12 protein-coding genes and 1 pseudogene are annotated in these 12,652 nt (G+C 69.5%); 7 read left to right on the forward strand and 6 right to left on the reverse strand.

Annotated elements, in window-relative coordinates:
- Positions 1 to 946 precede the first annotated feature (946 nt).
- Together ACWDAG_RS26625 and ACWDAG_RS26630 are read right to left on the reverse strand one after the other, a co-directional pair.
- Positions 947 to 1,615, reverse strand: a complete 669-nt coding sequence (locus ACWDAG_RS26625; protein ID WP_450698085.1) for a response regulator — start codon at positions 1,613 to 1,615, stop codon at positions 947 to 949.
- A complete protein-coding gene (locus ACWDAG_RS26630) occupies positions 1,612 to 2,628 on the reverse strand; it encodes a sensor histidine kinase (RefSeq protein ID WP_450698086.1) in 1,017 nt (338 codons plus the stop codon). Before ACWDAG_RS26630 ends, ACWDAG_RS26625 begins: the two co-directional genes overlap by 4 nt.
- 299 nt (positions 2,629 to 2,927) lie before the next feature.
- Here ACWDAG_RS26630 and ACWDAG_RS26635 point away from each other — a divergent pair, with 299 nt between their 5' ends.
- On the forward strand, positions 2,928 to 3,743 hold the full coding sequence (locus ACWDAG_RS26635; protein WP_450698087.1) for a rhomboid-like protein: 816 nt from the start codon (positions 2,928 to 2,930) through the stop codon (positions 3,741 to 3,743).
- 490 nt (positions 3,744 to 4,233) lie between these two features.
- Here the strand turns inward: ACWDAG_RS26635 and ACWDAG_RS26640 are convergent, their stop codons facing one another.
- Entirely contained in the window at positions 4,234 to 6,504 is a 2,271-nt protein-coding gene (locus ACWDAG_RS26640) for an MMPL family transporter (RefSeq protein ID WP_450698088.1), read from the reverse strand.
- A gap of 175 nt (positions 6,505 to 6,679) precedes the next feature.
- On the opposite strand from ACWDAG_RS26640, the gene ACWDAG_RS26645 reads away from it, so the two are divergent.
- Positions 6,680 to 7,852: a sensor histidine kinase gene (locus tag ACWDAG_RS26645; RefSeq protein ID WP_450698089.1), complete on the forward strand. Its 1,173-nt coding sequence runs from the start codon at positions 6,680 to 6,682 to the stop codon at positions 7,850 to 7,852.
- A complete protein-coding gene (locus tag ACWDAG_RS26650) occupies positions 7,827 to 8,489 on the forward strand; it encodes a response regulator (protein WP_450698090.1) in 663 nt (220 codons plus the stop codon). Before ACWDAG_RS26645 ends, ACWDAG_RS26650 begins: the two co-directional genes overlap by 26 nt.
- Before the next feature lie 253 nt (positions 8,490 to 8,742).
- Here ACWDAG_RS26650 and ACWDAG_RS26655 read toward each other — a convergent pair whose 3' ends face one another.
- On the reverse strand, positions 8,743 to 9,486 hold the full coding sequence (locus ACWDAG_RS26655) for an alpha/beta fold hydrolase (protein ID WP_450698229.1): 744 nt from the start codon (positions 9,484 to 9,486) through the stop codon (positions 8,743 to 8,745).
- Positions 9,487 to 9,535: 49 nt separating this feature from the next.
- Here ACWDAG_RS26655 and ACWDAG_RS26660 point away from each other — a divergent pair, with 49 nt between their 5' ends.
- The 4 genes and pseudogenes from ACWDAG_RS26660 to ACWDAG_RS26675 form a co-directional block, all read left to right on the forward strand.
- Positions 9,536 to 9,916, forward strand: a complete 381-nt coding sequence (locus ACWDAG_RS26660) for a winged helix-turn-helix transcriptional regulator (protein WP_450698091.1) — start codon at positions 9,536 to 9,538, stop codon at positions 9,914 to 9,916.
- Positions 9,917 to 9,954: 38 nt separating this feature from the next.
- On the forward strand, positions 9,955 to 10,842 hold the full coding sequence (locus tag ACWDAG_RS26665) for a Hint domain-containing protein (protein ID WP_450698092.1): 888 nt from the start codon (positions 9,955 to 9,957) through the stop codon (positions 10,840 to 10,842).
- Positions 10,839 to 11,171, forward strand: coding sequence for a hypothetical protein (locus ACWDAG_RS26670; RefSeq protein WP_450698093.1), 333 nt, complete (start codon positions 10,839 to 10,841; stop codon positions 11,169 to 11,171). Before ACWDAG_RS26665 ends, ACWDAG_RS26670 begins: the two co-directional genes overlap by 4 nt.
- 67 nt (positions 11,172 to 11,238) lie before the next feature.
- Positions 11,239 to 11,433: pseudogene (locus ACWDAG_RS26675) on the forward strand (transposase); the annotation flags it as partial.
- 225 nt (positions 11,434 to 11,658) lie between these two features.
- On the opposite strand, the gene ACWDAG_RS26680 reads toward ACWDAG_RS26675, so the two are convergent.
- Positions 11,659 to 12,114, reverse strand: coding sequence for a hypothetical protein (locus tag ACWDAG_RS26680; RefSeq protein ID WP_450698094.1), 456 nt, complete (start codon positions 12,112 to 12,114; stop codon positions 11,659 to 11,661).
- A 171-nt stretch (positions 12,115 to 12,285) separates the two neighbouring features.
- Positions 12,286 to 12,543, reverse strand: coding sequence for an NUDIX hydrolase (locus tag ACWDAG_RS26685; RefSeq protein ID WP_450698095.1), 258 nt, complete (start codon positions 12,541 to 12,543; stop codon positions 12,286 to 12,288).
- Between the last annotated feature and the right edge of the window lie 109 nt (positions 12,544 to 12,652).

Consider the following 12,652-nt stretch of genomic DNA (forward strand, 5'->3'; position numbering starts at 1 on the left):
GAGGTACGACAAACTCGCGGTCCGCTACGAAGCGACCGTGCTGGTCGCAGTCCTCAATGAGTGGCTGTGACCAGCACTTTCACAACAGACCCTAGCAGTGCGTGGCGTTGCCGCCCGTTCCCGTGCTGGAACGCAAGGGCCTGTGGTTTCGGAGACGTGAGCCAGCCCCGCCCTTGAGCCGGTGTTGGCCCTGTTTCGTGCCTCCCGCGCATCCTGCCCTGGATTTCGGATGTGCCCCGGCTGTGTGGGGGCTGGCCTGATGAGGGGAGGAGGCCAGATGTCGTTCCCGGAGCCAGGCTGCGGTGGCCGCGGCTGGGTTGGCTGGGGAGCGGAGCCGGCTGGCTTTGCCGGTGCTTGCATGACTGGCGTGGTGGTCGGCGCTGGGTCGACGACCGGCCCGTGCGGAGGCGCGGGGGCCGGTGGCAGCAAGTTCTGCAGCCGGGCTGCCGCGGCGGCGGACACGGTCCGGCTGTCGTCGTCGGCCAGCCGCCGGATCTCCTCAAGGGCGGGCCGCCGCACATGGTTGTTGCCGATCCGGTGCAGGTGGGCCAGCCCGTCGAGGGCACCGAGCCGGTCGGTGGCGATGGGGCTGGCCAGCGCGTGCCGTAGGTGCGCAGGCAGCGTCCAGTGGATGTTCCGGGCGATGATGATGCGGCCCTCGACGTTGTCCTGCTTCTTCCCGGCAATGCCGTACCGGGGTCGTCACGGCGTGAAGGTTGGCTGGCGTCCTCTGCCGCGGCGGCAGCCGATTCTGCTGTTCGTTAGAGGGCGACTCCTTCGAGGAGTGGTCATCTATTACGTCGTAATCGCTCCCAAGGCCAAGGCGCCCGACGGCTCCAGGCGCGCAAGCTCGGGGTGGCCAGCATGGTGGGCTTCCTGCTTCCAAGATCGCCGAAGCCGCCCAGAACGCCGCGCGCCCCTTCCGACGATGCCGTGGGTTCGTGCTTCAACGACGTGCGGGCCCGGCCAGTCCGCTTTCGTAGGCGGCGATGACGAGTTGGGCCCGGTCCCTGGCCCCCAGCTTCGTGAGCAGATGGCTGACGTGCGTCTTGACCGTGCCAACGGTCAGATAGAGCTCGGCTGCGATTTCGCTGTTGGACAGGCCACGTGCGATCAGACCCAGCACGTCACGCTCGCGGCCTGTCACGCCGTCCAGGGCATGGGTGACCGGGCCTGTGTAGCCGGGGCGGCGGACGTAGGTCTCGATGAGCCTGCGGGTGACGCCGGGTGACAGCAACGACTCCCCCGTGGCGATCACTCGCACGGCGTCGATCAGGCGTGCGGGTGGAGTGTCCTTGAGGAGGAAGCCTGCGGCGCCTGCGCGGAGCGCCTCGAAGACGTACTCGTCCAGGTCGAAGGTGGTGAGCACCAGGACGTGGACGGGCACCGGAGAGGGGCCGCCGAGCAGCGTGCGGATGGCCTCGATGCCATTGAGCCCGGGCATCCGGATGTCCATCAGGGCTACATCGGGGCGCAGTTCGCGGATCACCGCGACCGCCTGGGTCCCGTCGGCCGCCTCGCCGACGACCTGGAGATCGTCTTCCGACTCGATCAGCACACGGAACCCGGCACGCACCAGCGTCTCGTCGTCCACCACGACGACCCGCACTGTCATGTGCCCTCCAGATCGGCGCCCACGGGGAACTGGGCTGTTCGCGCGTCCATGGCGTACGGCAGCCGGGCGGTGACACGAAAGCCGTGTGGCGAGAGCGGGCCCGCGTGAACCTCGCCGCCATAGAGGGCGGCGCGTTCCTTCATGCCGGTCAGACCGTGGCCCTCGGTGATCGGGGTGGTCGTGCGGCCGGCTCCGGCATCGACGACCGTGAGAGCGACCTCACCCGGCGTGTAGGCGACCGTCGCCCGGGCCTGGCTGGTGCGGGCATGCTTGACGACGTTGGTCAGGGCTTCCTGCACGATGCGGTAGGCGGCGCGGTCCACACCTCGGGGCAGGGCGTGCGGGTGACCGCTGATCGTCAACTCGACCTGGACACCCGCCCGTCGGGTCTGTTCGAGGAGCGTGTTGAGGTCGTCCAGTCCGCCGGGAAGCCATTCGGCACCGTCGTCATCACGCAAAACACCCAGCAGTGAACGCAGCTCTCCCAGGGCTGCCCTGCTGGTGGTCTCGATCGCGGAGAGGGACTTCGCGGCCTCGTCAGGTCGGCTGCCGATCACGTGATGGCCGACGCCGGCCTGCACCGCGACGATACTCAGGCTGTGCGCCACGACGTCGTGCAACTCCCGGGCGATGCGCATGCGTTCCTCGACGAGGAGGAGCTGTGCCCGCTCCTCGGCCTGCTCGACCAGGCCTCGGGAATAGGCGCGGCCTCGTCTGGTGGACCACCCGATCGTCCACGCAGCGGCCTCGACGATGAGGACTTGGATCATCCCCGGCCGCCCCCAGGAGTGCCCTGTCATGCCCTGCAGAGGGATCATCAAGGCGAGTTGTGCGGCGCCTGCCACCGCGCCCGCGTACGCCGCGACACGCGCGGGCCGGGTGACCGCCACCTCGTACACCAGCAAGGCAGTCGCCATGATCCCCGACAGGCCGACCGCGGCCTCGGTAGCCATTGCCACCGATGCCGCCGCCAGTGCCGGCAGTGGCAGCAGCCGCCGGACGGCGACAGCCAAGACCAACGAGCACGTCAGCACGGCCTGCCATGCCGGCCAGCCAGTGCGGTGCGTGCCAAGCGTCCACCACAAGACGTTCCACACCATCAGGGCCATGGCCAAAAGCACATCCAGCCCGATCAGTTGAGTGGGCGTCAACCCCCTGCCGGAGGACACTGCTTCATGTCTCACCAAGACGCTTCGCACACATCCGACCCTAGCCGGGAGGATGATCATCCGCCTCTGTCCAGAGACAGAGACCAGCCGGTCATTCCGTGGCCAGATCCGCGGGGCGGGCCCCCTCTGCCAGGGTCGGCCCCATGGAACTCTCCCGGACCCCCGCCCGCCGCCGGCTTTCCCCCGTGCCCTGCGGCTTCGCCCTGCTCGCCGCCGCGTCGTCCCTGACGTACGGCGGTGATCACGCGGTGAACGCCTGGGCATCGACCAACCTGGCCAATATGGGAGATCATCCTGTGGAGGCGCTCATCACCTCCGCCTTCCTGTTCGGCGCCGATCCCTGGGCCAGTCTGCGCGGCATCGCCTTCGCCGGGGCCATGCTGGCGTTTCTCGTCATCCGGTTCGGCAACATGCGGGCGCTCGCGCTGATCGCGGCCGGCCAAGTCCTCGGCACCCTGGTGAGCGAGGGGCTGCTGGCAGCGCGGATCGCGGCGGGCCAAGCCGACCCGGCGCTGCGTGCAACGCTGGACGTCGGCCCGTCCTACGTGATCGTCTCGGCCCTGGCCGCCGTGGTGGCAGCGGGAGCCCGGCCATGGCACCGATGGACCGCACTCGCCGCGCTCGTGGTGCGCGCACCGCACATCATGAGCGGCCTGACCACGCTGCGAGTCACTCCCGTCGGCCACGTGACAGCACTGTCCACCGGCCTGCTGCTGGCATGGGCCCTGCGGTCGCCCGCCGCCCGCCACCGTCACCTGCACCGACTGACGTCACGCGCAGCACCGCTTCAGACCGAGGGGGGCACCAATGGTCGCGTACCCTCTGTGATCCGGTCACCAGTACGGCGTCGGTTCACACCCCACGACAGACCTGGATGGGACGCGGCAAGCCAAGTGCCCCGAAGCACACCGGGGCGCTTTCTCCCTGACCGGCACCGCGCCTGTTCCCAGCAAGGATGACGACCGAGACCTTCGCGGCGCACGGCCTTCCCGACTTGTTCGAGGTGGACTGCCTGGGGGACGCCAACTGGTGCACGGCCACCTGGAGTCCTTCCCCCGCCGGACAGGCCACGATCATGGTCACGGTCCAATTCGCGGGATGTGCCTTCGTGGCACGGTCCGGTCCGACAGACGGTCTTACGTGACGCGAGACCAACTGGCCGATCCTGATTGGGAGTTCATCGAGCCGTACCTGCCGATCGGCGAGTACGGCCCGTATCCCGAGCGAGGAGCGGAACACCGTCGAACGCCTGATCAACAGGCTCAAGGCATGGCGAGGCATCGCCACCCGGTACGACAAGACTCCCGACAGCCACCTCGCCGGTCTCCACCTGCGCGCCTCGATGATCCGGATCAAAGACCTCACCAGGACCACCCGCTGATCACGACTCGATACGCCCCCTAGGCGACGCGCTGAGGTGCCGGACGCCAAGGACGGGCAGGAGTTGGGTCAACGGTCGACCAGCCATGGACGCGGGGCCTCACCGGTGGATTCCGGGTCGGTGCCGTCGGTGCCGACCGGGCCGCGGGGAAGCATCCGGTCCAGCCACCCCGGCAGCCACCAGTTGGTCCTGCCGAGGAGTGTCATGGTCGCCGGTACCAGCACCATGCGTACGAGCGTGGCGTCGATGAAGATCGCGGTGGCCAGGCCGATCCCGAACATTTTGGTGGAGGGGTCCTCGGCGACGGCGAAGGACAGGAAGACCGCCACCATGATGAGGGCAGCCGAGGTGATGATCCGGGCGGTGCCCGAGACACCCTCGACGATCGCCGTGCCGTTGTCGCCGGTGCGCAGGTACTCCTCACGTACGCGGGAGAGGAGGAACACCTCGTAGTCCATCGACAGGCCGAACAGGATGGCGAAGAGGAACATCGGGATGAACGACACGATCGGAACCGTCGCTTCCAGCCCGATGAGTGCGCCTCCCCAGCCCCACTGGAAGACCGCGACCATGATGCCGTAGGCCGCGCCGATGCTCAGCAGGTTCAGCAGTACCGCCTTGAGCGGTACGAGTATCGAGCGGAAGACCAGCATCAGCAGCAGGAAAGACATCGCCAGCACGGCGGCGACAAGCACCGGTAGGCGTTGGCTGGTGCGTTGGCCCACATCGGACAGGCTCGCGGCGGCGCCGCCGACGTGGACCCTGGCCGGGCCGTGCCCGATCGCCGTGGGCAGCACGTCGGTGCGCAGCCGGGCGATGGTGTCGGCCGTGGCCTTGTCCTGCGGGCTGGTGGTCGGGAACACCACGAGGGTCGCGATGCCGGTGGCCCGATCGATATGCGTCGGCGCGACGGATGCGATGCCCGGATCCGCCGCGACCGCCCCGACGAGTCGGTCCAGCACTCCCGGATCACCGGCGGGGTCCGCTGCGATGACGAGGGGACCGTTGGTACCCGGGCCGAACCCCTCGGCGACGAGGTCGTAGGCACGGCGCTCGGTACGGTTGTGGGGCAGTGAGCCGTCGTCGGGCAGACCCACGCGCAGGCCGAGCACGGGCAGCGTCGCGGTCAGCAGCAGCCCCGCCGCGCCGACCGCGCACGGCACCGGGTGCCGGCTGACGTGCCCGATCCAGCGCCGCCACCCGGCGGCGGAGGCGGCGCCCGCCGCCGGGTCCCCCCGCCGTGCGAGTCGGCCGGGCTTCCTGGTCTGAAGAGCGCGGCCGATCCGGCCGGCCCGGGCCAGGCGTGGGCCGGCGGCGCCGAGGAAGGCCGGCAGCAGCGTCACCGACGCGACCACCATGGTCAGAACGACGATCGAGACGGCGAGCCCGCCCACCGTCATGAACGGCACGTTCGCGACCGCCAGACCGAGGATCGATACGACGACGGTGCCGCCGGCGAAGACCACGGGCCTTCCCGCCGTGGCCACCGCTCGCCCCGCCGCCTCGCGGGGATCGAGCCCGCGCGCGAGGTACTCCCGGTGCCTGACGAGCACGAACAGCGCGTAGTCGATGCCCACTCCGAGTCCGACCATGCTGCCCAGGACAGGGGCGAAGGTCGGGACGTCCGTCACCCCCGCCAGCACCGTCATCGTGGCAACCCCGACGGTCAGCCCGAAGACCGCCATGCCGATCGGCAGCGCGGCGGCGACGAGCGAACCGAACGCCAGGAACAGGATCGCGGCCGCGGCGAGGATGCCGATCAGCTCGCTCGCACCGCCGTCGGGGTCGGAGAAGACGTAGAAGAGGTTCCCGCCCATCTCGATGCGCAGGGGCAGCTCCGCGCGCAGCCGGTCGCCGAGATCGACGAGGGCGTGGAGGTCTTCGGCCGACAGCCGGCTCTGGTCGGGGTACTGCACCCGGACGACCGCGATCCGCCCGTCGGCCGAGACAAGGCCGCCGCGCACGGCCGTGTCGCCGCCCGTGTCGAGTGCCCCCGCCGGGTCGCTCGTGCCGAGCACGTGCGGCAGCCGCTGCACCTCGTTCCGCAGCCGCGTGAGAGCGGTGCGCGCGCTGCCGTGGTCGAAGAACGTCGCACCGTCGTCGAGGGGGGTGACGACCACTTGGGCGGTCATCCCCTCCTGGCCGGTGCCGGCCCGCTCGATCAGTTGCGCGGCCTGTTGGGAGTCCAGTCCCGGAGCGGTCATCGAGTCCGCGGTCCGCCCGCCGACGGCGAACGCGGCGAGGACGGCAAGCGTGGCGGCGATCAGCCATGCCGCGATCACCCGCCAGGGATGGCGGGCGGCGCTTGCGCCCAGGCGCAACAGGGCTTTCGAGAGCATCGGGTCCTCCAACCACCTCGTCGGCCGTCCTTGTACAGCCGCCGACGCCGAGGTTCGTCGCCACGGCGCTCTGCGGCATCGGCTCGCGGGCCGCGGATCCGTCGGCCCCAGGGCGGATTGACGACCCGTCCTTTCGGCCGATGCGCACCGCGGCGCGGTCCCTAGGCTGAGAACCGTGCTGCGAGACGACCTGCGAACCCTGTGGACCGAACCCCGGCCGCCCGGCGCGCCCGCCCGGGTGTGGCGGGACTGGGCGCTGCTCGCCGCGGGCCTGGGCGGTGTGGTGCTGGAGGCCACCCTGCGCGAGAACGTCGTGTGGCGGCCGGTGGCGGTGGTGTTCGCCGTCTGGCTGTGCGTGCTGCCCCTGTGGCGCCGGACCCGCCCACTGGCGATGGTCACGCTGGCGTTCGGCTCGGTGATCCTGCTCCAGGTCGCCTCGCTGGTCGCCGCGCCGCGCGAGCACGTCGGCCTGAACATCGGCGCGATCGTGGTCGTACTGGTGTATGCGCTGCCCCGGTGGGGATCGGGACGGGAGATCGTGCTGGGCGGCGCGCTGATCCTCGCGGCCTTCGCGCTGTCGGTCGTGACCGACGAAACCCCGGCCGCCGATCAGGTGGGGGGCTTCGTCTTCCTGCTGCTGCCCGGGTTGATGGGAGCCACCGTGCGGTTCCGGGTGACCGCCCGCGAGCGGCAGTTGGAGCAGGTACGGTCCCGCGAGCGCGAGCAACTCGCCCGGGAACTGCACGACACGGTGGCCCACCATGTCTCGGCCATCGTGATCCGCGCCCAGGCGGGCCGGGTGCTCGCGGGCACCGACCCGTCCGCCGCCGTCGAGGCACTGGAGGGGGTCGAGGAGGAAGGGGCGCGCACGCTGGAGGAAATGCGAGCCATGGTCGCCGCGCTGCGCGACCGCGGGTCCGGCGCCGAGCTGGCGCCGCCTGCCGGTGTCGCGGATCTGGAGCGCCTGGTGCGCACCCCGGGTGGTCGCCTCAGGGTCGACCTGGGGCTCAACGGCGAACTGGACGCGCTGTCCCCGGCCGTGGACGCTGCCGTCTACCGCATCGTGCAGGAGTCGGTGACCAACGCCATGCGCCATGCGGTCAACGCGACCGAGGTCGTCGTCCGGGTCACCACGGAACGGCACACGGTACGGGTGAGCGTGCGTGACAACGGCCAACGCACCGGCCGAGGCCGTGCCGGATACGGACTTGCCGGACTGCGCGAGCGCGCTGACCTGCTCGGCGGCACGCTACAAGCCGGCCCGGGCGCCGACCAGGGCTGGCATGTCGAAGCCGAGCTGCCAAGAGGGAGGGCCGAGAGCGGTGCCCATCCGCGTCCTCGTCGCTGACGACCAGACCATCATCCGCACCGGGCTGCGGATCATGCTGAACGCCCAGCCCGGCATCGAGGTGGTCGGCGAGGCCGCCGACGGACGGGAAGCGGTACGTCTGGCCCGCGAACTGCGCCCCGACGTCTGCCTGTTCGACATCCGCATGCCCGTGATCGACGGGCTAGAGGCCACCCGGTCGGTCGCCGGCCCGGGCGTCGCCGACCCGCTGGCCGTGGTCGTCATCACCACGTTCGACCTCGACGAGTACGTCTACGGCGCGCTGCGTGCCGGCGCCCGCGGATTTCTCCTCAAGGACACGGGACCGGACCTTCTGGCCCAGGCCGTTCGGTCGGCGTCCGACGGTGAGGCGCTCATCGCGCCCAGCGTCACCGTCCGTCTGCTCCAGGCATTCGCGGACCTGCCCGCCGGCCGGCCCGCGGCCCAGCCGGTCTCCCCCGTCACCGCCCGCGAGGAGCAGGTGCTCCTCGCCGTCGCTCGCGGGCTGACCAACACCGAGATCGCCGATGCGCTGCACATCAGCCTCAGCACGGTGAAGACGCATCTGGCCAGCCTGATGGCCAAACTCGGCGCCCGCAACCGGGTCGAGATCGCGATGTGGGCCTACGAAACCCGCCGTATCCTCCCCGGAACCTGAGCCGGGTGCCGGGCCATGTCCCATGAGCCCCCACCCGGACATCAGTGCACCGGTCGGCTCAGGTCGCCACCACGTGCCTCACGCGCCCCAGAGCGTGACGTACCAGGAGGTCGGAACTGGGACGGACACAAGTCGGGAGCCGCTGCCATGTACGTTCCGCAGCGCGGGCCGTCCGACGCTTGGGACCATCACGGAGCGATCTCGCTCAAGCCGCGGCCACGCAAGGCCCCTGCGCCAGGCAACTGGCAACCGGTCAGCCGGCTTTCAACAGCAGGTCGGTGAGCGCGTCCGGCACGGTGACCATGCAGTCATGGCCGCTTTGCAGCTCCCACACCTGCGACGCAGCGCCGCCCGGCTGCACAGCCGGAACTGGGCGGCGCGTGACATCGTCCGGTGCGCTGCCGACACAGTGGATGTGGGTCCGGGAAATCGCGTCCAGGGCCGGGTTGTCCAGCCGGACCGGCTGCAGGAAGCAGCGCACCGATTCGTCCGACAGCATGGTGCGCAGCCACGCCGTGTCCGTCGGGTCGGTCACCCCGAACAGGCCCATGGGCGCGGGCATTTCCGGCGCGGGCGGGATGCGCCAGGGGGCGTCGGAGGCGGCGGCCGCGTCGATCAGTCGCCGGGTCATCTCGGGTATGACGTCCAGCGCGCTCTCACCGTCACTCGGAACCATCGCGTCGACGTAGACCAGATGCGCGATCCGGTCCGGGACCTCGCCGGCCACGCCGGATATGACCATCCCGGCGTAACTGTGCCCGACCAGCACCACGTTGGTGAGGTCCCGCTCGCTGAGGAGAGCGACGACGTCGGCGACGTGGGTGTCCAGGTCGACGTCCGGAGTGAGGAGGTGCTCCTTCTCGCCGTGGCCGGTCAGCGAAGGGGCGAACACCTGATGCCCGGCCCGGGTGAGCAAGGGAACCACCCGGTCCCAGACGCGCCCGCTGTGCCAAGCACCATGGACAAGAACATAGGTTTTCGTGTGCGAGGTATTCATGTAGGAAGACGCTACGGAGCCGATAGGTACCTTTTGGTAACCTTCGGTCATGCCCGACTCTGCCGGAAGCGTCTTCCTCGCCGACTGCCCCGCCCGGCTCGCCATCGACATCATCACCAACAAATGGGCCGTCGTCGTCCTGTTCGCCCTCAGCCGCAGTCCCCGTCGGCACGGTGAACTCGTCGACCTCGTCGGTGGCATCTCCCGCAAGGTACTCACCCAGACACTGCGCAGACTTCAGAGCTACGGCCTGATCGAACGCCATGCCTATGCCGAGGCACCCCCACGGGTCGAATACAGCCTCACCGACCTCGGCCAGACCCTCACCGAACCCATCGCCGCCCTGACCGACTGGGCGAAGACGTACGGCGCCGCCGTCGCCGACTTCCAGGAAGCGGCACAGCAGAACAGCACCGCCTCCGGCGGCTGACCCGCGTCACCGCCACCGGACAGGTGATCAAGAAGCGCATGCCCGCGGCCAGCTGCGATCACCCGATCAAGATTCCCGTCGACACGCACCTCTCAAGATCGGCACTACAACAGCGTCTTGCGGGGACGCTCTGCCGCAAGGCTCCTACCGCATTGCCTGCGACCTCGCGAAGAGGCTCTCCACATAGGCGGGGGCGCCAGGTCGTCACCTGCAACAGCTTCCCCGAAGGCACCAGGGTGCTGATGGCGGACGGTTCCCAGGTGCCCATCGAACAGGTCCGGGAAGGGGATCGCGTCCTGGCCGCCGATCCCGACACCGGCCGCCGGCAGCCCGAGCCGGTCACGGCTCTGATCACCGGTCAGGGCGAGAAGAACCTCGTCGACGTCACCGTGCAGACCGACCAGGGACCCGCCACGGTCACGGCCACGGACGAGCACCCGTTCTGGGTGGACGACCTCGAAGCCTGGGCGACAGCGGACCAGCTGCGACCGGGAGCCTGGCTCCGGACCAGCGCGGGCACCCGGGTACAGGTCGGCGCGGTGAGGGCCTGGACCGCTTCCGACCAGAAGGTCCGCAACCTCTCCGTCGATGATCTGCACACTTTCTACGTCGTGGCCGGCAGCACACCGCTGCTGGTTCACAACACCAGCGGCTGCGGCAAGTGGAAGGCCGAGTTCGACGCCCTCCCCAACGGCAAGCAGAGCCATGTGAAGGAGATCTCGACCGCCGCGGAGCTTCGCAAGACCTTCGAGCGGTGGACCAAGGACGCCAAGCGGCTGCCGGCCCGCGGACCGAAGATCCCGGATGTGTACCAGCTCCCCGACGGCACGATCATCCAGTGGCGTGCGTCATCCGCCTCAGGCGGCGAGACCATCGATATCTTCCCCGTCACAGGTAAGGGAAAGAAGGTGCACCTACCGTCATGAACACGGAGTTCATCATCAGCGAGCTGCTGGAGGAGGCGCTGGACGACTGGGTGCCCGTCGACCGGCTGATCGGGCTCGCACAGGAGACGGCCGAACAGACCGGCCGCGATTTCCGGGTCGTGGCCACGGAAGCACTCACCGAGTTGCTGTGCGGCCGGCTGATGGCTGTGGGAGACCTTGGCGTCAACGGTTTCGAGGCGTGGAGCGGCAGTCCCGAGGCTCTGGTGCGTCGGGTCGTCGCCATGCTCGACCGGTTCGACTGGCGCCCCCAGGGCGGTGCCTGCTGGCTCGCCGACACGAGACACGGCACCAACGAGGGGTCCCGCTAGCGAGCGTCTCTCTGATGGGCTGGTGAGTTGATCGGATGTGCCTCTCCGATTAGTGATCACTGATGCGATGTGGAGCAGGACCGTGCCGCTGATGGCAGCCGATCCGGTTCGCGTGCGGCGGTGTGCCGATCACCGCCGCACGCTCGGGTCCATCGCGTGGAAGTACCGCGCCAACTCGCCCTGGCGGAACCTCTTCGACGAGCTCGACTCATTCCAGACTGCCCACAAGCGGCTGATCGGATGGACCGTCGACGACACCTGGGGACTGATCCCCACCGACGAGATATCGCACGATCGCCCACTCGGCATCGCGCATGTCCGAGCGGGACCGGCGGCGCCGGGCCAGCAGGCCGGTCGGCCGTGGTCCCGAACCTGCGGGCGAGTCAGTCAGGTTGCGCTGACGCGGCAGCATCACCCGATCGAGTACCGGCTGCCCCCGCCCCCGTCCCCCTGGTCGCGGAGGCGGGGGCGCTGCGCGTGCTGAGGCTCAGGTCTGGCACTGGGAGGTCGCGGCGCTGCTCCAGTTGGACCAGGCGCCCCCGGCGGGCCTGACATGGACGCGGATCTCGACCTTGACGTTGACCGGGCCGCAGACGCGGTCCGTGGAGCCGATGGCGATGGGGCCGACCGTGGACCGTCGCTGGACGACGGTACGCCCGTTGCCGATCTTCACCCAGTGACCGCCCGAGACGACGCGGAAGTACGCCTCGTACTCGACCGAGGAGGCGTGCGGGCGTGTATTCGTCAGGACCGTGTGCGCGGTGATGTTGCGCATGAAGACGTGGCCGTCCTTCCACCGCTCCGCGCTGATACAGCCGTTGCCGGAGACGCCCTGGGTCGAGACGGACCCGCCGCAGGCGATGGCGGCGGCGTGGGCGTCGGCGGGGAGGGCAAGTGCGGCAACGGCAGCAGCGGCCACGACAGTTCCCGTACGTTTCAGCATTCAGGTACTCCCTTGGGTTGGGTGCGGTCGGCGAGCAGCAGGTGCAACGGGACCGCGGGGGATGTGGAACCGGCCGCCTTGCGCGACCTGGATCGCCTCGTTCATCGGCCACCAGGACAGCTTGAAGTCCTTTTCGGTGTCGTTGAGTTCCTGTGGTCCGAGCGTGAGGTGTCAGGCGAGGAACAGCGACAGGCGGGCGTTGTTTCCGAGGGTGATCGCGTAGGGGCCGAGACGCTGCCACCGGGTGGCCTCGACCCCGGCCTCTTCCTTCAGCTCCCGCCGCGCACAGTCCTCGAGAGTCATTCCCGGATCGCGCCGGCCACCGGGATTGAAAATCTCCCCGTGTTCGGCGCTGCGGGAGGACAGGACGGCTACCCGGCCGTCTTTGGTGCGGGCGACGCCCACGGAGGCGTCCTGAAGCTGGGGCATGGGCTCGTTTCCGTGAGGTAGGCGTGATGGTGTCGGCCAGTTGAGCGGGGGTGTTGTCGTCCGTGTCGATGATGACGCCCGTGGGGTCAGCGGCGGCGATTTTGTCGAA

Source organism: Streptomyces sp. NPDC001157 (genome assembly GCF_053598255.1).